Genomic DNA, 19,366 nt, shown 5'->3' with positions numbered 1-19,366 from the left:
CAAGTCAAGGTCTGTTTTTTCTCCATTAACTCCGGTCAAATAGCGACACTCAGCTTGACCGGGGAGGCAGTTCTAAAGTGAAGATTCAACGGAGGGCGATGAGATCCATCGCCGTGGCCACGGTGATCGGAGCGCTCGGCGCGGGCGCGCTCGCGGTGGGATCGGCTCAGGCCGACGACCGCAGCAGCGCTCCCAGCGCGGCGACAGATACGAAGAGCCACGATCCCGCGGCGCCGAACGATCACGTCGAGCACAACTTGGCGGGCCCGTTCAGTGAGCAGCAGGAGGCGCAGCGCGAGGACGCGCTGCGCCAAGTTATTTCCGGCGACGCGAAGACCGAACAGCGTGGCGCGTCGAAGGTGGTCAAGCTCGACAAGGGCAAGTATGTCGAGTTGGGCCGGGAGAAGACCGACAAGATCTTTACGATTCTGGTCGAGTTCGGCGATAAAGTTGACAACGAGACCATGCACGACCCGGACGGCCCGGACGGGCCCGAGCCGCCAGTCAAGAAGTACGGCGGCGACGCCGGCCCCGCGCACAACAAGATAGCCAAGCCAGACCGTGCCAAGGACAACAGCACGGCCTGGCAAGCGGACTACAACCGCAAGCACTTCACTGACCTGTACTTCTCGAAGGACAAGAACAAGGAGTCCCTCAAGAAGTACTACGAGAAGCAGTCTTCGGGCCGCTACTCGGTGGACGGCGAGGTCTCCGACTGGGTCAAGGTCGAGAGCAACGAGGCCCGTTACGGGTCCAACTTCTGCGGCTCCACCAACTGTGCCAACGCCTGGGACCTGATCCGCGACGGGGTCAACCAGTGGGCCAAGGACCAAAAGGCCGCGGGCCGTACCGACGCGCAGATCAAGGCGGACCTGTCCAAGTACGACCAGTGGGACCGCTACGACCACGACGCGGACGGCAACTTCAACGAGCCTGACGGCTACATCGACCACTTCCAGATCGTGCACGCCGGCGAGGACGAGTCGGCCGGTGGTGGCGCTCAGGGGACCAACGCGCTGTGGGCGCACCGCTGGTACGCGTACGGCAGTGACGCCGGCAAGACCGGCCCGGCCGACAACAAGGCTGGCGGCTCCGAGATCGGCGGCAGCGGCATCTGGGTCGGCGACTACACGATGCAGCCGGAGAACGGCGGACTCGGCGTCTTCGCCCACGAGTACGGCCACGACCTCGGTCTGCCGGACGAGTACGACACCACGAACAAGGCCGAGTCCTCGGTCGCCTTCTGGTCCTTGATGTCCACCGGCTCCTGGCTCGGCCGGGGCAAGGACAGCATCGGCGACCTGCCGGGCGACATGAACGCCTGGGACAAGCTCCAGCTGGGCTGGCTCAACTACGACAAGGCCAAGGCGGCCACGAAGTCCACGCACAAGCTGGGCGTGGCCGAGTACAACACCAAGAACAAGCAGGCCTTGCTGGTCGATCTGCCCGCCAAGACCAGCACCACGAAGATCGTGAAGCCCGCCGCTGGCAGCAAGCAGTGGTGGAGCGGCATGGGCAACGACCTCAAGAACACCCTCTCGCGCCCCGTGGACCTCACCGGCAAGGCCAAGGCATCCCTTGACCTCCAGGGCTGGTGGGACATCGAGGAGAACTACGACTACCTCTACGCGGAGGTCTCCACCGACGGTGGCGCCAACTGGACGCCCATCGACGGCACCGCGGACGGCAAGCCGGTCCCGCGCGACGGCGGCAACAAGCCGGCGCTGCACGGCGTTTCGAACGCGTACAAGAAGCTCTCGTACTCGCTGGACGCCTACGCGGGCAAGAAGATCGACCTGCGCTTCCGCTACCAGACCGATGGTGGCGCCGCGCAGAACGGCTTCGCGGCCGACGCCATCGTGGTCACCGCTGACGGCACGCCGCTGTTCGAGGATGGCGCCGAGGGCGACGACAACGGCTGGGCCAGCAAGGGCTTTTCGCGTATCGGTGAGTCCTTCACCAAGGAGTACCCGCAGTATTACATCGCGGAGAACCGGCAGTACGTCTCGTACGACAAGACCCTCAAGGTCGGCCCGTACAACTTCGGTTGGGCCTCCAGCAAGCCCGACTGGGTCGAGCACTACCCCTACCAGAACGGCCTGTTGGTGTGGCTGTGGGACACCTCGCAGCCGGACAACAACGTGAGCGATCACCCGGGTTCGGGGCAGATCCTGCCGGTTGACGCGCACGCCAAGCCCGAAAAGTGGTCGGACGGCAGCCTGATGCGCAACCGCTTCCAGGCGTACGACTCGCCGTTCAGCCACTTCCGTACCGATGGCTACACCGTCCACAAGGACGGCAAGGCCGCGAAGGTGCAGTCGAAGCGCGGCGTGTCCGTCTTCGATGACCGCAAGGGCACCTACTGGTACGACACCAACCCGACCGGCGCCGTTAAGGTTCCTGACACCAACACCCAGATCAAGATCCTCCAGGAGGCCTGGGACGGGTCCACCATGACCCTCCGCGTCGGCCCTTCTGGTCGGAAGTAGCATAATCGCAGGTCAAAGAGTTATCGGCCGTCGCCCCTAGCGGGCGGCGGCCGATTCGCGTTTAGATGCCCCTGCACAGTTCTTATTGACACGACGTCTCACGGGGGCGATCTCGAACATGGCAGGTGGCGGATTCATCAAGCTTCCGGGCGGCGATGTGGTGGTAGCGGTATCGCTGCCAAGCCCGTTCGGCCACCCGGCGGCCACGGCGACTGGCGGCACGCTGGGTCACGGATTCGGTACGGCTGGTGGTGGCGGTTCTAGTGGGTCCCTTGGGGTCAGAGGGAAGCCTGGGGCGGCTGATACGGAAAGCGCTTTCATTCGCACGGGAGCGCTCAGCGGCACCGCCGCCATGGGCCCTCGGGTGCGCATCTTGGTGCATGCCGCAAACCGGCAGCGCGCGCTTACCCGGCTACGCAACCTGGGACTGCGCGCGGTCTACCTGCGCGGCAATGCGGAACCGCCGACCCCGGATGAGATCACGGCCGTGCTGCACCACCCGGACGGCCTGGTCTGGCGCGCGGCCCCGGACGACGACACGGAGTCCTGGCACCCGATCAGGGCCCTGCTGCGCAGCACGCTGCGCTCACGGGCCGTCTCGGGCTGAGCCGGACTCACGGGCGCCCGCCGGCGGCTGGACGGCCGGCGGACGGACGGTGGCTGGGCGGTCGGCGGACGGACGGTGGCTGGACGGCGGCCCGGTGCCGGGCCGCCCGCCGATGCCGGCCGCCCGGGAAGGTCAGGCCGAGCGGAGCAGGGGCGTACCCGTCAGCCGCACCGACGCCGCGCGCATCTCCTTCAGCGCCCGCTCCGTCGTGTGCTCGGCCACGCCCGCGGTCAGGTCGAGCAGAACATGCGTGTCGAAGCCCTCGCGCCGGGCGTCCAGGGCGGTGGCCCGGATGCAGTGGTCGGTTGCGATGCCCACCAGGTCCACCTCGCTCACCTGGCGCTCGTTGAGCCAGCGGGCGAGCGGCGTGCCGTTCTCGTCCGCGCCCTCGAAGCCGCTGTACGCGGCTGAGTAGGCGCCCTTGTCGAAGACCGTGTCGATCGACCCGGCTGCGACCGCCGGCGCGAAGTTGGGATGGAAGCCACTGCCCTCGGTGCCCGCCAGACAGTGCACCGGCCACGAGTGCTCGTAATCGGGGTGGTCGGAAAAGTGGCTGCCAGGGTCTATGTGGTAGTCGCGTGTCGCCACGATGTGCCGGTAGCCGGGCGCGGCCTGACCGATCAGGTCCGTGACGGCGGCGGCGACGTCGGAACCGCCCTGGACGGCTAGGCTGCCGCCTTCGCAGAAGTCGTTCTGCACGTCAATGACGATCAGTGCCCGGTGCATGGCGCGTGCCTTCCGGCTGAGGAGGAGGGATCGGTGTGCACCCCGACCCGGTGTTACCGAGAGTAGACACTGGGCAGGCCGTAGGGGAGTACCTACGCCGCGCGATGATGCGTGCGCACCTGGTCTTCCCGGGAGCACCCCCCGTCACACGTATGGGTGCCGCCCGTCCTTCGTACGGGATGGCCGCGCGGCCCGTGCGTCCGGCAGCGGCGCCTTTGTGCGGGTCCCAGCTGTTACGGGCCCCAGCCCGCGCACGCCAGGCAGCCGCCGTGCCTCACACGTACTCCGTTGGGAGCACCGGCTCGCCGCGGGAGAGCTGGGTCGCCGACAGGGGCAGGCCGGCACGGGCCCTGATGTGCCGGTCGCGGGCCGCGTCGAGGGGCTCGCGGGCCACGACCTCGCCGCCGCGGACCAACTCCACCTGGAGCCTGCGGTCCGCCAACTCGGGCGGCACCGGACCAGTGCCCACAACCTCGGCTTCGGCAACACCGTCCGCGTCCAGGCGGCGCGCGGCCCACTTGCGCCCGCCAACGGAGGTCTTGCCGCCCATCGATTTCTTCGCGACCGGCACCAAGGGCGCCCCGGGGGCGTCGGACTCGGCACGGGCGACCAGCTTGTAGACCATGGAGCACGTCGGGTGCCCGCTGCCGGTGACCAACTGGGTTCCGACCCCGTACGCGTCCACCGGCGCCGCGGCCAGCGAGGCGATGGCGTACTCGTCCAAATCGCTGGTGACCACGATCCTGGTCTTGTCGGCGCCCAGCTCATCGAGTTGCTGGCGCACCCGGTGGGCCAGCAACAGCAGATCCCCGGAGTCGATGCGTACGGCACCAAGACCGGGCCCGGCGACCTCGACCGCGGTACGCACCGCATCGGCCACGTCGTAGGTGTCCACGAGCAGCGTGGTGCCGCTGCCCAGCGACGCCACCTGTGCGGTGAAGGCGTCCCGCTCGCTGTCGTGCAGCAAGGTGAAGGCGTGCGCGCTGGTGCCCACGGTGGGGATGTTGTAGCGAAATCCCGCCGCGAGATCGGACGTGGTCGCGAAGCCGCCGACGTAGGCGGCCCGCGCCGCGGCGACGGCGGCCAGCTCATGGGTGCGCCGGGCACCCATCTCGATCAGCGGACGCTCCCCGGCGGCGACCGACATCCGCGACGCGGCGGCGGCGACGGCCGAGTCATGGTTGAAGATCGACAGGATCACCGTCTCCAAAAGCACCGCTTCAGCGAACGTCCCCTCCACCCGCATCAGCGGAGAGCCGGGGAAGTACACCTCTCCCTCGGGGTAACCCCAGATGTCGCCGGAGAAGCGATAGTCGGCCAGCCAGTTCAGCGTGGTCTCGTCAACGATCCGTTGGTCGGACAGAAAGCTGAGGACGCCGCTGTCGAAGCGGAAGTTCTCCACGGCGTCCAGCACGCGCCCAGTGCCCGCGACCACACCGTAGCGGCGGCCCTCGGGCAGGCGCCGGGTGAAGACCTCGAAGACCGAGCGACGCCCCGCGGTGCCGCCGCGCAGCGCCGCTTGCAGCATGGTGAATTCATACCGATCGGTAAAGAGCGCCGTCGATGGCACATCGACCGGCAGCCCAAGGTCCCCGGCGTTTCCGGCGCCCGCAGCAGTTGCGGCCTTTCCAGTGCTTGCAGGCTTTCCAGCGTTTGCGGCGCTCCCAGCGGTCGCGGCGTTCACAGCGTTCACAGCGTTCACGACGGGGGTCTACCTCGCATCTCGGGTGGAACGGTTGGGGGGATGCTACCCCCGATATTCGTCAGAGTGACGATTTCTAGGGCCGTTTGTGCGCCAGACCACGCCGGGTGGCAGCATGGGGGAGGTGAGAGCCCATTTCCGTCCATCCGCTGTCGCCGTACGCACCGTGCCGCATCCGATGCTCAGCGTCGCTCCGACCGAGATCGAGCGCACCGACGCGAGCGAGTCGCCCGTCGAGGTGCCGGAGCCGGATGTCCCCTGGGTCACCGTGGTGCACAACGACCCGGTGAATCTCATGAGTTATGTGACGTATGTCTTTCAAAGTTACTTCGGATATCCCAAGGACAAGGCGCACCAGCTGATGATGGATGTCCACCACAAGGGACGGGCGATCGTCTCCAGCGGTAGCCGCGAGGAGATGGAGCGCGACGTGCAGGCCATGCACGGCTTCGGCCTGTGGGCGACCCTTCAGCAGGACCGCTGATGGCGGGGCACTTCGAGCCGCTTCCGGGCGGCGGCGCTGCCGTCGCGCTGGACGAGGTGGAGATCTCCATCCTGCGTAGCCTCGCCGTCCAGCTCCTGGAGCTGATCGGCCCCGGCGACCAGGCGGCCGACGATGATGACCCGCTGGCGGCGCTGTTCGCCGAAGGGCCCAGCAGTCCGCCATCCGACCCGGCGCTCGCCAGGCTCTTTCCTGATGCGTACGGCGGCCCCGGCGCGGCCGACGACGAGAAGACTCGCGAGGCGGCGGGTGAGTTTCGCCGTTTCACGGAGAACGATCTGCGGGCCCGTAAGCGGGAGGACGCGCTGGCGATGGTGCACGCCCTGGACGCGCTGGGCAAGGGCGGGGCGGTCCTTGAGCTGAACCCGGAGACCTCCCGGCAGTGGCTCGGCGCCCTGAACGATCTGCGGCTGGCGATCGGTGCCCGGTTGGAGGTCTCCGACGATGACGAGGAGGCCGGCGAGCTGTACACGCTGCCGGACTCCGACTCTCGCAAGCCCATGGTGATGGCGTACCTGTGGCTGGGTGGCATGCAGGAGTCCCTGATCGAAACGCTGATGCCGTAGTCGGCGCACCCGGTCGTACGAAGGCCGCACGCGGGCCCGCCGGGAGCGGGGTGCGGGCCATCACGGGCCGGGTGCGGGACGGCGTGAGTGGGGGACGGCGCGGAGGGGGTGCGGGCCACCGGAGGCGAGCCTTCCGCCGGGGTGGCGGTGCGGTGTTCCCCGCCGAATGGGTGGTGTGGGCCCGTCGATGGGTGGGGACGCGCGAGGACGTGATGGGCGCCATATCGGGACACTTGCCGACATGGTGTTCGCTCAACGGACTCTCAAATCCGCATAACGATCCCATCACCGAGCAGGTAGGTATCGACCAGCGTCTCGTTGTTTGTCCTATTTTTCTCGTGACCTACGCCGCAGCCATCTCTACTGATCACCCGTCGGCTCGTGATAAATCTTCACGACCTGCCGCCCGCGACGCCACCCCTGTCGCGGCGGGAGCGCTGTGCCGACCGACCGTCGGCGTGCAGGACTCCATCCGGGGGGATCGGGACCCGATCCGGATCATCCGGGTCGCAATGGAGAAAGGCGCACCACTCATGACCTCAGCGCAGGTCGATACGCGGAACGACGACAGCGGCGAGGCCACTGGGGTCGCGCCCAACGAGGGCTACCAGCGCGGGCTGGGAAGCCGTCAAATTCAGATGATCGCCATTGGTGGCGCCATCGGCACGGGGCTGTTCCTCGGCGCTGGAAAGGCAATCACCAAGGCGGGCCCCAGCCTCATTCTCGCCTACGCCGTCGCAGGCTTGGTCATCTTCTTCATCATGCGGGCACTGGGCGAACTGCTGATGTATCGCCCCGTTTCCGGCAGTTTCTCTGAGTACGCCCGGGAGTTCCTGGGCCCATTCTTTGGTTTTGTGACCGGGTGGACCTACTGGCTCTTTTGGGTTGTCACCGGCATTACGGAAGTTACCGCCGCAGCGAAGTACACGCAGTACTGGTGGGAGGACATCCCGCAATGGGTGTCCGCACTGGTCTTCACGGTCGTGTTGTTCGGCGCGAACCTGATCTCGGTCAAGCTCTTCGGCGAGCTTGAGTTCTGGTTCTCCATGATTAAGGTCACCGCCATTCTCGGCATGATCCTGATCGGCTTCGGCGTGATCACCCTCGGCTTCTCCGACGCCGGTGACACCGCATCCTTCACCCTCCTGTGGTCGGACGGCGGCTTCTTCCCCAAGGGCATCGGCGGCACGCTGATGACCTTGCAGATCGTGATGTTCGCCTTCCTCGCCGTCGAACTCGTCGGCGTCACAGCAGGCGAGTCGGTCAACCCGAAGAAGACCCTGCCCAAGGCCATCAACACCGTGCCCTGGCGCATCGCCGTCTTCTACCTCGGCGCCCTGATCATCATCCTTTCGGTGGTGAGCTGGACCGAGTTCGTCCCCGACACCAGTCCCTTCGTGGCCGCCTTCGCGAAGATCGGCCTGCCGGCGGGCGCGGGCATCGTCAACTTCGTGGTGCTCACCGCGGCGCTGTCCTCGTGCAACTCCGGCATGTACTCCACCGGCCGAATGCTGCGGGACCTGGCGCTCAACGGTCAGGGCCCCAAGTTCTTCAGCAGGCTCACCAAGAACGGCCTGCCGCTCCTTGGTACCAGCGTCTCGGCCGCGCTCATGATGGTCGGCGTCTGGATCAACTACGAGTGGCCATCGAAGGCATTCGACTACGTCGTTTCCTTCGCGACCATCTCCGGCATGTGGGCCTGGATCATGATCCTTTGCTCGCAGCTTCGCTATCGGGCCAAGGCCGACCGCGGGGAGCTGCCGCAGTCCACCTTCCGGGCCCCCGGCGCCCCGTACACCAGCATCTTCGCTCTGTGCTTCATCGGCATGGTCATCGTGCTGATGGGCTTCGACGAGGACTCGCGGGTGTCGCTGTACGCCGCTCCGGTCTGGGCCGCCGTGCTGATCATCGGCTACTTCGTGCTGAAGGCCCGCAACCCGCAGGCGTTCGCCCGCAAGGACTACTCCATGGCCGCAGCCACCGCGGACTGGGGCGACGAGGAGCCGCCACTGTCCCTCGGCAAGACGGACAAGGCCACTGAGGCCGCTGAGGCCGCTGCCGCACCTGGGTCCACTAAGCCCGACGGGCCGACTGGCTCTGCTGGGTCCGCTGGGTCCGCTGGCGACAGCGACTCCCAGGGCACCAAGGACTGATCGGTTCCCCCTGCGCCCGTGCCGCGGCTCCGCGCACGAGCGCAGGGGCACGCACCGCACCAACACGCCGGGCCCGCCTCGTACCGCGACAAGCGATACAGGTGGGCCCGGCGTGCTGCGTGAGGCTCCAGCGCACGGCACGGCAGGCCAGCCCGCTGCCGGGCGGCCAGGGCCACTTCCGTAGCGACGAATCCGCCGCACTTGGGCCCGGCTCGCTGCCCCGTACGCAGGCGCTCGCCGGGCCTCCTTATGCTGTCGCCATGCTGACCATCACCCAGGCCCTCCACGACCAGATCGTTGCGCACGCCCGCGCCGACCACCCCGACGAGGCGTGCGGCGTGGTCGCGGGCCCGGAGGGCAGCGACCGTCCCGAGCGGTTCATCCCGATGCTCAACGCGGCCCGCTCGCCCACCTTCTACGAGTTCGACTCCGGTGATCTGCTCAAGCTCTACCGCGAGCTGGACGACCGGGACGAGGAGCCCGTGGTCATCTACCATTCGCACACCGCGACCGAGGCCTACCCGTCCCGTACGGACATCTCGTACGCGAACGAGCCCGGCGCTCACTATGTGCTCGTCTCCACCGCCGACACCGACACCGACACCGACACCGGCGACGCCAGCTGCTTCCCATTCCGCTCGTTCCGCATCGTGGACGGCGTGGTCACCGAGGAAGACGTACGGGTCGTCGAGGCGTACTAAAGGCGTACTCACAGTCGTCCGCGCGACCGCCGGCCGTCTGGGGCGGGGTGCTGGTGTGGCGGGCGAGGGCTCACGGGCCCGCCCCGCGTCTCACATCGTGCGACCGAAAATCCCGGCATTCGAGACGGGCTACCGAGAGCGTGAGCGGGAATCGATACGATGAGCGCATGGTTGTCGATGACGTGAATGCCGCGACGTGCCCGGGGGTGAGCCCCGCGGACCCAGCCAGGACGCCGGGCTCCCTGCTCGTGGCGCGGCTGCACGTCGATTTGTGCCGCCTCGCCAGCGCCATCTGTCCGTCGCGCCCCGCCGCCTGACCATCGCGGCTACGCCCGTCCGCACCCCCGCGCAGCACGACCACGCGCAGCCGCGTGCCGTTCAGTCGTCATCCCGCAGTTCCGCACTCCGACAGGAGCACTCAGCCATGGCCATCGAGGTCCGCATCCCCACCATCCTCCGCACCTACACGGCCGACCAGAAGAAGGTCGAAGGCAGCGGGGACACCATCGAAGCGCTCTTCGCCGACCTCGAAACCCGTCACCCGGGCATCCTCGACCGCCTCGTGGACGGCGGCGAACTGCGCCGCTTCATCAACGTCTACCTCAACGACGAGGACGTCCGATTCCTGGGCGGCATCAAGACCTCGCTCACCGATGGCGACAGCGTCACCATCCTGCCGGCCGTCGCCGGCGGCGCCCCCAGCGGAAACGACGCCGTCTGATGCGGTACGACAGTGCCCTGGCCGCCGTGGGCAACACCCCCCTGGTGGGGCTGCCCCGGCTCTCGCCCTCCGCGCAGGTGCGGGTCTGGGCCAAGCTGGAGGATCGCAACCCCACCGGTTCGACCAAGGACCGCCCCGCGCTCCACATGATCGAACAGGCCGAGAAGAACGGCCGGTTGACCCCGGGCTGCACCATCCTGGAGCCCACATCGGGCAACACCGGCATCTCGCTCGCCATGGCGGCCAGGCTCAAGGGCTACCGCATCGTGTGCGTCATGCCGGAGAACACCAGCGAGGAACGCCGTCAACTGCTGGCCATGTGGGGCGCTGAGATCATTTCGTCGCCGGCAGCGGGTGGCTCCAACACGGCCGTGCGGATCGCCAAGGAACTGGCCACCGAGCACCCCGACTGGGTCATGCTCTACCAGTACGGCAACGCGGACAACGCGGGCGCGCACTACGCCACCACGGGACCCGAGATCCTCGCCGACCTGCCCTCCATCACCCACTTCGTCGCGGGACTCGGCACCACCGGCACCCTGATGGGCGTCGGCCGCTATCTGCGCGAGCACGTCCCGGACGTACGGATCGTCGCCGCCGAACCGCGCTACGACGACGTGGTCTACGGCCTGCGTAACCTTGACGAGGGCTTCGTACCGGAGCTCTACGACGAGTCCGTACTGACCACCCGGTTCTCGGTGGGCAGCGAGGACGCGGTGACCCGTACGCGTGAACTCCTCGCCCAAGAAGGCATCTTCGCGGGCGTCTCCACCGGTGCGGCCCTGCATGCCGCGCTCGGCGTCGCCCGCAAGGCCGAGCGCGCGGGCGAAAGCGCGGACATCGTGTTCATCGTCGCGGACGGTGGCTGGAAATACCTGTCCACCGGCGTCTACACGGCGGCGACGACGGAGGAAGCCATCGCCACGCTGCAAGGCCAGCTCTGGGCCTAACGGCTTCGGCAACCCTGAGTAGCAGGGACACGAGGAAGTTCGGCGGGGCGGCCCCCGGTTAGTGCGCCAGGTGTCGCACCTGGTCCCACAGTGCCGGGTCCGCCCGGCCCACCCGGCGCCGAAAGTCGGCCAGCCGCACCTCGCGCAGCGCGGCCGTCTCCACGAAGCTCGGCCGCCCCTGCGCCTCACCCACCGCGCCGGGCGGCAGCGGAATCGCCCCTGGCCGCTCCTCGTGAGACCCGCTGCCGATCCGCACGACCAGGGCGCGCCGCTCGCCAACCGCCAGGACCAGGCAGGGCCGGTCGTACGGGCCAAGCCCCTCCGCGGCGGGGACGCCGTCGTCGTCGTGGTCCTCCACAAGCACCGCCCACCAGATCTCACCCGGAGCGGGCCCACGCCCGGCCGCTGCTCCCGGCCCGGGCGGCTGACCGCTGGCCCGCGATCGCACCTTGATACGGCCCAGCCCGTCACTGACCGTGGCGATCAGCGCGAGCACCACCACCGCGGCCCCCGCGAGCCACCATGAGACGTCCACACCGGCTCCCTCCGGTCAGCTCGCGGCATACGGCACTGCGACGTGCTGCGCTGCTGCGCTGCTGGGTTGCTGCATTGCTGGGCTGCTGCGCTGCTGGGCTAACGAGCATCGCTTCGACCGTACCGGCGCCCGACGTCAGCCGCTCACCGTATGCGGCTGTCCAGCCCGGTCGGTGTCGCCCCATAGACCCCTCGGCGCGCGCGAGTTCCCCCCTGAGCGTCGTAGCCGTCCCGGCCGTCAGGTGCCGGCGCACCAGGCGTCCGAGTGACCGAGATCCGGCCGCGCTTTCCCACCGAAGCTCTAACCGGTGACATCGCCCACAACGCGCGTTGGCGGAGGAGCGACCAGCCCTTTCGCGCCTTACGCTCGTGGGCACCGCATGACCCCCCGGTCTCGCCCCCTGGGGTTCCCCATGCCGAGGGCTGGGAACTTCGGCATGGCGTACCCCCAAGGAGGTTCCTGCTTCATGAAGCTCACCGTCGTCGGATGCTCGGGGTCGTTCCCCTCCGCGGAATCGGCCTGTTCGAGTTACCTCGTTGAGGCCGACGGCTACCGGCTGCTGCTCGACATGGGCAATGGTGCCCTCGGCGAGTTGCAGCGCCACTGCGGTCTTTACGACCTCGACGCCGTCGTCCTCTCGCATCTGCACGCCGACCACTGCGTCGATATGTGCGGCTACTTTGTGGCGCGCTACTACCGGCACGACGGCGGCCGGGCGGACGCCATCCCCGTATACGGGCCCGAAGGCACCGAGCGGCGGCTGGTCACCGCGTACGACGATGTACCGGACGAGAAGTGCATGCGGGAAGTTTTCGACTTCCGGACGCTGACCCCCGGCACCTTCACCGCAGGTCCCTTCACCGTGCACACCGCGCGGGTCTGCCACCCGGTCGAGGCGTTCGGATTCCGCATCGAGTACGGCGGCAGGTCGCTCACGTACTCCGGCGACACCGGCCCGTGCAAGGCGCTACACCGGCTGGCCCGCGGCTGTGACCTCTTCTTGTGCGAGGCCGCATTCACGCACGGCAAGGAGGACATCCCCGAGCTGCACCTCAACGGGCGGCAGGCGGGCGAGCACGCCGAGCGCGCGGGGGTGGGACGGCTGCTGCTCACCCACATTCCGCCGTGGACCGACCCGCAGGTCAACCTGCGCGATGCGCAGGGGGCATTCGATGGCCCGGTCGAACTGGCCAAGGCGGGCGCTACGTACGAGGTCTGACGCGCCAGCGCACGCCAGTACGCGTCAGTGCACGTCAGTACGTGCCCGTACGCGCCCATGCAGGTCAGTTCACGCCCGTACGAGCGGTGAGTACGGCGAAGGTCCCCGAACCGGGGGTTCGGGGACCTTCGGGTGACGCGGTGGCCTCGCGGGTTTACGGGTGCCGCGATGGCCTCGCGAATCCGCGCGTGCCGTTGCCGTGTTCGGCGGGGCGGGGGGTGGCCGCTACGTCGTGCTCTTGCCCCGTGGATCGTCGGCCGCCGGTTCCGCGGAGGTGGCTTGGGCCGGTGCCTCCGCTGCGACCTCGGCGGTCCGCGCCGCCTTCCGCGCCTGCTTGTGCTCCTCGGCCTGGGCCTCGGCGGCGGCGTCGTCGAGGGAGTCCTCCGGTTCGCGGCCTGGCGTAGGAATGTTGAACTTCAAGATCGCGTAGCGGAAGACCACGTAGTAGACGGCCGCGAAGGCTAGGCCGATCGGAATCAGCAGCCACGCCTTCTCGCTGTGCGACCAGCCGAGGAGGTAGTCGAAGAGGCCACCGGAGAAGGTGAAGCCGCTGCGGATGCCAAGAGCCCAGGTCAGCGCCATGGAGACACCGGTGAGAACGGCGTGGATGCCGTACAGGACCGGGGCCAAGAACATGAAGGAGAACTCAAGCGGCTCGGTGACACCGGTGACGAACGCGGTCAGCGAGATCGAGATCATCATGCCCATCACGGCCTTGCGGCGCTCGGGGCGGGCGCAGTGCGCGATGGCCAACGCGGCGGCGGGCAGCGCGAACATCATGATCGGGAAGAAGCCGGTCATGAACATTCCGGCCGACGGGTCGTCGTGGAAGTACCGTGCGATGTCGCCGTTGTAGGTCTGACCGTCCGACGCGGTGTAATCACCGAACTGGAACCACGCGAACGAGTTGATCAGCATGTGCATGCCGATGGGGATCAGCAGTCGGTTGACGACACCGAAGATGCCAGAGCCCAGCGCGCCGTTCTCCGAGAGCCACTGGGCGAAGTCGTTGAGACCGTCGCCGATCGGGGCCCACGCGTAGCCGAATATCACGCCGTAGCCCAGGCCCGCGAAGGACATCAGGATCGGGATGAGGCGGCGACCGCTGAAGAAGCCGAGCCAGTCAGGCAGCCGGGTGCGGTGGTACTTCTGCCACAGCACGGCGGCGGTGATGCCGACCACGATGCCGCCGAGCACGCCCGGGTCCTGCGGCTTGTCGGTGACGTCGCTGACGAAGCCGCTCAGCACGCTCTTGTACACGAGGAAGCCGACGAGGGCGGCGAACGCCGTGGTGCCGTCAGCCTTCTTGGCGAAGCCGATCGCGACGCCGACGCAGAACAGCAGCGCGAGGTTCTCGAAGAGGCTGTTGCCGGCGTGCGCGAAGATCTCGGCGAGCTTGTTCCAGCCGAGCCCGTCCTTGCCGAAGACATCGTCTTGGCCGAGCCGGTTAAGGATGCCGGCGGCGGGCAGAGCGGCCACCGGAAGCTGAAGGCTGCGGCCGATCTTCTGCATGCCCTGGATGGCGCCTGCGCCCCGCTTTTTCGCGGGGGCCGCCTTGGCGGTGGCCGTACTCATGGGATTCCTCCTGCGTGAGGCGGGCTCTCAGGGGAAATTGCCCGCTTCCTGGCTGCTCCACCTCAGTGGTTTAGACCATTTTTAGCACGGACATACCGGGAAGGGAATCACCAGTTTTCAGTGGACTGGACCACTGTGTGTGACGGGTGTCCACCGCTGGAGAACGCGGTGCGTCCAGCGCCGGCGTCGCTCGGCAGCCGCGCCCCACGGCGTTGCTAGCAGCCGGCTTTCTGTCGGCTTTCTGTCGGCTATTGGTCGGCTTTCAGCCGGTTTTCGGCCGGGTTTGCGCGCGGGTCCACGGTCGCGCCGCGTACGGGGCTGCGTGCGGATCTGCGATCGGTCTGTGTGCGGGGCTGCGGGGAAGAGCGTACGGGCTACGCGGCGCGCGGATGGCCACGATGGGTTGCGCGGGGGTACCCGGCTCGGTCCCGGCGGGTTGCGCGTGGGCGCACGGCCTCGGCTGCGGCGGGTTGCGCGTGGGTGCACGCCGTGGCTTCGGCAGGCTGCGCGGCTCGGTCCGAGCGGGGTGCGCAGGGGCGCGTTCCCGGCCCTAGGTCGCCGGGTGCCGGGGGCTGTCGCGCGGCGGCCCCCGGGTCCTAGGGGCTCTCGTGCGGCGGCCCGTCCGCCGCCGCTACTTCACGTTCTCCTTCTCCATCTCCTCCGCGTCCGCTTCGCGGCCCGGAGTGGGCAGGTCGAATTTAAGAATGATGAGACGGAACAGCACGTAGTACACGACCGCGAAACACAGTCCGATCGGAATGATCAGCCAGGGCTTGGTGGCGAGGCTCCAGTTGATGACGTAGTCGATCAGACCGGCCGAGAAGCTGAACCCGTCATGGATGCCAAGCGCCCAGGTCACCGCCATCGACACCCCCGTGAGCACCGCGTGCACCGCGTACAGCGCTGGCGCCACAAACAGGAAGGAATACTCGATCGGCTCCGTAATGCCCGTCACCAGAGAGGTCAGGCCGACCGACAGCATCATGCCGCCGACCTCCTTACGGCGGTCGGGGCGGGCGCAGTGCGCCATGGCCAGCGCGGCGGCGGGCAGCGCGAACATCATGATCGGAAAGAAGCCGGAGGTGAAGATGCCCGCGCTCGGGTCGCCATTGAGGAAACGGTTGATGTCGCCCTGGTACGTCGTGCCATCGGACGCGGTGTAGTCCCCGTACTGGAACCAGACGAACGTATTGAGGAACTGATGCAGCCCCACCGTCAGCAGCGCCCGGTTGGCGACACCGAAGATGCCCGAGCCCCAAGAGCCAAGGCCGGTCAACCAGTCACTGAAGCTCACCAGCGCATCACCCACCGGCGGCCAAATCCACAGGCACAAGGAAGCGAACAGCAGTCCGCCGAACGCCATCATGATTGGAACGAGGCGCCGGCCATTGAAGAAGCCGAGCCAGTCCACCAGCTTGGTGCGGTGATAGCGCTGCCACACCCGCGCGCTGAGCAGGCCAAGGACGATGCCGCCGAAGACCCCAGGATTCTGCGGCTCACCGTCATCGGGGAACTGTGCCAGCACGTTGTGATAGACGAGGAAGCCCGCGACGGCGGCGAGCGCCGTGGAGCCGTCCGCCTTCTTCGCCATGCCAATCGCGACGCCCACACAAAACAAAAGCGGCAGCCCAAGCACCGGATCGAGCAGCGCGCCGCCCGCGCCCGCGAAGACCTTCGCCACGTTCTCCCAGCCAAGCCCGTCGGAACCGAAGACGTCCTTTTGCCCGAGCCGGTTGAGGATGCCGGCCGCGGGAAGCACGGCAATCGGCAACTGGAGGCTGCGCCCCAGCTTCTGCAAACCCTGGAGGAACGATGACGTCCATGACTTCCGCGCCGCCGTCGCGCTGCTTACGCTCATGACCGTCCTCCCGGCGGCAGTTGATGCCCGCCCTTGGCGCATACTGGTGTAGACCACATATCGCCGCGGTAGGGGCATGCCCGGACCGCGGCGGGTGATCGCCATCCTTCGTTAAGTAACGGACATATGCCCGCGAAGTTGGTCTGAACGTGCGTTACGGTATGACAAACGCTCGGCGGGACCGCCGAAGGGCCGAGAAAACAGGAGTGGACATGGCCAGCAAGGCTGAGAAGATCGTCGCCGGGCTCGGCGGCCTCGACAACATCGAAGAGGTCGAGGGCTGCATCACCCGCCTCCGCACCGAGGTCAGCGACGCCTCCCTGGTCGATGAGGTCGCCCTCAAGGCCGCCGGAGCGCACGGTGTCGTGAAGATGGGCACCGCGATCCAGGTCGTCATCGGCACCGACGCCGACCCGATCGCCGCCGAGATCGAAGACATGATGTGAGCCACGCCCCCACCGGCGTACCCCTCACCCCACCCCCCGGCCGCTGACCTCGCGCCCCTCCCGCCCACCGACGCCCTCCCGCGTCACCGGCCCCTTCGGCGCCACCAGCACCCAGGCCACCAAGGCCCCCTCGCGCCCTGCGGGACTGCTCACACGGCCGGCGCCAACTGCCCGGCCACCAGGGCGACATGGGCCACTCCCGCACCGGGACCCACGGCGGGCCTCGCATCGGGCGGCACACCCCCTCCGCGGGGCGTTCCGCACGGAACGAGGCCCGCCGCATTGCCGATAGGCTCGGGGGCATGTCTCGCATCGACGGCCGAACCCCCGAACAGCTCCGCCCCGTAACCATCGAACGCTCCTGGAGCAAGCACGCCGAGGGCTCCGTCCTCGTCTCCTTCGGAGACACCCGCGTGCTGTGCACCGCGAGCTTCACCGAGGGCGTGCCGCGCTGGCGCAAGGGCAGCGGCGAAGGCTGGGTCACCGCCGAGTACGCGATGCTGCCGCGCGCCACCAACACCCGCGGCGACCGCGAGTCCGTACGCGGCAAGATCGGCGGCCGTACGCACGAGATCTCCCGCCTCATCGGCCGCTCGCTGCGCGCCGTGATCGACTACAAGGCGCTCGGCGAAAACACCATCGTGCTCGACTGCGATGTCCTCCAAGCAGACGGCGGCACGCGGACGGCCGCCATCACCGGCGCGTACGTGGCCCTCGCCGACGCGATCGCGTGGGCCCACGGCAAGAAGCTGATCAGGGCCAGTCGCCAGCCGCTGACCGGCACGGTCGCAGCCGTCAGCGTCGGCATCGTGGACGGAATGCCGCTACTGGACCTCGCGTACGAGGAAGACGTGCGAGCCGAGACCGACATGAACGTGGTCTGCACCGGCGACGGACGCTTCGTCGAGGTCCAGGGCACCGCCGAGGGCGAGCCCTTCGCCCGCGCCGAACTCAACGGACTGCTCGACCTCGCGACCGGCGGCTGCGGCGAACTGGCCACGTTGCAGCGCGCGGCACTCGCCGCGGCAGGCTAACGGCGAACCGGTCGCCGCGGGTCGGGACGTCTGGGTCGGTGGTGCGGTCCGCGGGTTGGTGGTGCGGTGAATCGGTCCGCGAGTCGGTGGCGCGGTGGCGCGGTGGGTCGGTGACGCGGTGGGCGCGGGGCCTTCGTCGCGCCTGGTGCGCCGTGCCTGGCTTGTTTGCTCCCCTAGCCGAGCAACCATCGGTGTCCCCGGCGGCGTTTAGTGAGGTGTCAGGCGCGGGAACCGGGACAACGTTGGGGCCCGCGCGTACCCGCTGGGAGGGGACCGTTCTATGGCCACGCGCCGCCGTATCGCCACCGTCGTCACTGCCGTAGCCGCCGTCGTGCTGACCGTGCCGCTGATGGTGAGCTGTGACGAGGTGGACAAGGCCATCGACTGCGCGGAGCTCGCGGTTGACATCTCACAGGACATCGACGACCTTCAGCGCGCCGTGACGGACTCCGCGGAGAACCCCCGGCAGGCCGACAAGGCCCTGGACGAGCTCGACAGAGACATCGACAAGCTCGGCGACAAGACCGACAACGCCGACGTCGAAAAGGCGGTCAAACACCTCGACCAGGCCGTCGAGAACGTGTCCACGGCCATCAAGAACGACAAGAACCCCGACCTGTCGCCCGTTGGCGACGCCGCCAAGGAGCTCACGAACGTCTGCACCCCCGGATAACTTCGCACCCCCGGATAACGGTGCGGGGCGGGCCGCCTACGGCACCAGCGTGCCGTGCGGCATGTGGCGGCGGCGTACGGCATGGGGCGTGGGGGTGCGATGGGGGCGAGCCTGGCGAGCGACGTTCGAGGTCGAGGTCGAAAGAGGGCCGGTTCGTGGGGCTCGACGGGCTTCACGGGCTTTGACGGGCTCTGACGGGGCCTGCGAGACAGGCGCAGCGGGCTGGGGGAGGGCGGGCCGGAGCAACCAGCCCGTTCACCGGCCCGGATAATCACGAGCATGAAGCGCCTCATCCTTGCCACCCGTAACGCCCACAAGGTCACCGAGCTGCACTCGATCCTCACCGCCGCAGGCTTGGACGTCGAGCTTGTCGGTGCCGATGCTTATCCCGAGATTCCCGACGTCAAGGAGACCGGAGTCACCTTCGCGCAGAACGCGCTGCTCAAGGCGCACACCTTGGCGAAGGCGACCGGGCTGCCCGCGGTGGCCGACGACTCGGGGCTGTGTGTGAACGTCCTCGGTGGCGCCCCGGGCATCTTCTCCGCCCGCTGGGCGGGCCGGCACGGCGACGATCAGGCCAACCTTGACCTCCTCCTAGCCCAGCTCGGCGACATCGCCGACCCTCACCGGGCCGCCCACTTCGCCTGCGCGGCGGCCCTCGCCCTGCCCGATGGCACCGAGCGCGTAGTGGAAGGCCGCCTGGAAGGCACCCTGCGCCACGCACGATCGGGCACCGGCGGCTTCGGCTACGACCCGATCCTCCAGCCGCTCGGCGAGACACGCACCTGCGCGGAACTGACCCCGGACGAGAAGAACGCCATCAGCCACCGGGGGAAGGCGTTTCGCGGGCTGGTGCCGGCGGTGCGGGAGTTGGTGGGCTGAGAACACCTCGGGGCGTGGCACGGTGTC

The 19,366-nt window shown here is 68.2% G+C and carries 19 protein-coding genes; 14 read left to right on the top strand and 5 right to left on the bottom strand.

The window, feature by feature from the left end; genetic code table 11:
- The first annotated feature begins 77 nt into the window (after positions 1-77).
- Positions 78-2,489, top strand: coding sequence for an immune inhibitor A domain-containing protein (locus FHS42_RS10815; protein WP_512700938.1), 2,412 nt, complete (start codon positions 78-80; stop codon positions 2,487-2,489).
- Between the two features lie 352 nt (positions 2,490-2,841).
- Positions 2,842-3,096 carry a hypothetical protein gene (locus FHS42_RS36885; protein ID WP_376772567.1) on the top strand — a complete coding sequence of 85 codons (255 nt, stop codon included), beginning with the start codon at positions 2,842-2,844 and terminating at the stop codon, positions 3,094-3,096.
- A 132-nt stretch (positions 3,097-3,228) separates the two neighbouring features.
- Here FHS42_RS36885 and FHS42_RS10805 read toward each other — a convergent pair whose 3' ends face one another.
- Both FHS42_RS10805 and FHS42_RS10800 read right to left on the bottom strand, forming a co-directional pair.
- Positions 3,229-3,822: an isochorismatase family protein gene (locus FHS42_RS10805; protein ID WP_184571405.1), complete on the bottom strand. Its 594-nt coding sequence runs from the start codon at positions 3,820-3,822 to the stop codon at positions 3,229-3,231.
- 274 nt (positions 3,823-4,096) lie between these two features.
- Positions 4,097-5,404: a nicotinate phosphoribosyltransferase gene (locus FHS42_RS10800; RefSeq protein WP_184571664.1), complete on the bottom strand. Its 1,308-nt coding sequence runs from the start codon at positions 5,402-5,404 to the stop codon at positions 4,097-4,099.
- A 298-nt stretch (positions 5,405-5,702) separates the two neighbouring features.
- On the opposite strand from FHS42_RS10800, the gene clpS reads away from it, so the two are divergent.
- The 7 genes from clpS to FHS42_RS10770 all read left to right on the top strand — a co-directional run bounded on the left by clpS (position 5,703) and on the right by FHS42_RS10770 (position 11,117).
- Positions 5,703-6,008 carry an ATP-dependent Clp protease adapter ClpS gene (gene clpS / locus FHS42_RS10795; protein ID WP_246494552.1) on the top strand — a complete coding sequence of 102 codons (306 nt, stop codon included), beginning with the start codon at positions 5,703-5,705 and terminating at the stop codon, positions 6,006-6,008.
- Positions 6,008-6,592, top strand: a complete 585-nt coding sequence (locus FHS42_RS10790; protein WP_184571401.1) for a DUF2017 domain-containing protein — start codon at positions 6,008-6,010, stop codon at positions 6,590-6,592. Before clpS ends, FHS42_RS10790 begins: the two co-directional genes overlap by 1 nt.
- 533 nt (positions 6,593-7,125) lie before the next feature.
- Positions 7,126-8,745 carry an amino acid permease gene (locus FHS42_RS10785; protein ID WP_246494462.1) on the top strand — a complete coding sequence of 540 codons (1,620 nt, stop codon included), beginning with the start codon at positions 7,126-7,128 and terminating at the stop codon, positions 8,743-8,745.
- 260 nt (positions 8,746-9,005) lie between these two features.
- Entirely contained in the window at positions 9,006-9,446 is a 441-nt protein-coding gene (locus FHS42_RS10780; RefSeq protein WP_184571399.1) for a M67 family metallopeptidase, read from the top strand.
- A gap of 167 nt (positions 9,447-9,613) precedes the next feature.
- A complete protein-coding gene (locus FHS42_RS38580; RefSeq protein ID WP_376772562.1) occupies positions 9,614-9,763 on the top strand; it encodes a putative leader peptide in 150 nt (49 codons plus the stop codon).
- Positions 9,764-9,870: 107 nt separating this feature from the next.
- Positions 9,871-10,167 carry a MoaD/ThiS family protein gene (locus FHS42_RS10775; protein WP_184571397.1) on the top strand — a complete coding sequence of 99 codons (297 nt, stop codon included), beginning with the start codon at positions 9,871-9,873 and terminating at the stop codon, positions 10,165-10,167.
- Positions 10,167-11,117, top strand: coding sequence for a PLP-dependent cysteine synthase family protein (locus FHS42_RS10770; RefSeq protein WP_184571395.1), 951 nt, complete (start codon positions 10,167-10,169; stop codon positions 11,115-11,117). Before FHS42_RS10775 ends, FHS42_RS10770 begins: the two co-directional genes overlap by 1 nt.
- A gap of 58 nt (positions 11,118-11,175) precedes the next feature.
- Here the strand turns inward: FHS42_RS10770 and FHS42_RS10765 are convergent, their stop codons facing one another.
- Positions 11,176-11,652: a type II toxin-antitoxin system PemK/MazF family toxin gene (locus FHS42_RS10765; protein WP_184571393.1), complete on the bottom strand. Its 477-nt coding sequence runs from the start codon at positions 11,650-11,652 to the stop codon at positions 11,176-11,178.
- Positions 11,653-12,118: 466 nt separating this feature from the next.
- On the opposite strand from FHS42_RS10765, the gene FHS42_RS10760 reads away from it, so the two are divergent.
- The gene (locus FHS42_RS10760) at positions 12,119-12,871 is read left to right on the top strand and encodes an MBL fold metallo-hydrolase (protein WP_184571391.1); all 753 of its coding nucleotides are present in this window, start codon (positions 12,119-12,121) and stop codon (positions 12,869-12,871) included.
- A gap of 225 nt (positions 12,872-13,096) precedes the next feature.
- On the opposite strand, the gene FHS42_RS10755 is transcribed toward FHS42_RS10760, so the two are convergent.
- Both FHS42_RS10755 and FHS42_RS10750 read right to left on the bottom strand, forming a co-directional pair.
- Entirely contained in the window at positions 13,097-14,446 is a 1,350-nt protein-coding gene (locus FHS42_RS10755; protein ID WP_184571389.1) for a PTS transporter subunit EIIC, read from the bottom strand.
- A 631-nt stretch (positions 14,447-15,077) separates the two neighbouring features.
- Positions 15,078-16,304 carry a PTS transporter subunit EIIC gene (locus tag FHS42_RS10750; protein ID WP_184571387.1) on the bottom strand — a complete coding sequence of 409 codons (1,227 nt, stop codon included), beginning with the start codon at positions 16,302-16,304 and terminating at the stop codon, positions 15,078-15,080.
- A gap of 161 nt (positions 16,305-16,465) precedes the next feature.
- On the opposite strand from FHS42_RS10750, the gene FHS42_RS10745 reads away from it, so the two are divergent.
- From FHS42_RS10745 to rdgB, 4 genes are all read left to right on the top strand, one after another.
- Positions 16,466-16,750, top strand: a complete 285-nt coding sequence (locus FHS42_RS10745) for a PTS sugar transporter subunit IIB (protein ID WP_184571385.1) — start codon at positions 16,466-16,468, stop codon at positions 16,748-16,750.
- 302 nt (positions 16,751-17,052) lie between these two features.
- Positions 17,053-17,784: a ribonuclease PH gene (gene rph / locus FHS42_RS10740; protein ID WP_184571383.1), complete on the top strand. Its 732-nt coding sequence runs from the start codon at positions 17,053-17,055 to the stop codon at positions 17,782-17,784.
- A gap of 280 nt (positions 17,785-18,064) precedes the next feature.
- The gene (locus FHS42_RS10735) at positions 18,065-18,457 is read left to right on the top strand and encodes a hypothetical protein (protein WP_184571381.1); all 393 of its coding nucleotides are present in this window, start codon (positions 18,065-18,067) and stop codon (positions 18,455-18,457) included.
- Positions 18,458-18,736: 279 nt separating this feature from the next.
- A complete protein-coding gene (gene rdgB / locus FHS42_RS10730) occupies positions 18,737-19,339 on the top strand; it encodes an RdgB/HAM1 family non-canonical purine NTP pyrophosphatase (RefSeq protein WP_184571379.1) in 603 nt (200 codons plus the stop codon).
- Positions 19,340-19,366 lie beyond the last annotated feature (27 nt).

Source organism: Streptomyces zagrosensis, assembly GCF_014203645.1.
GTDB lineage: Bacteria > Actinomycetota > Actinomycetes > Streptomycetales > Streptomycetaceae > Streptomyces > Streptomyces zagrosensis.
This window is presented reverse-complemented; position numbering and strand designations above follow the sequence as displayed.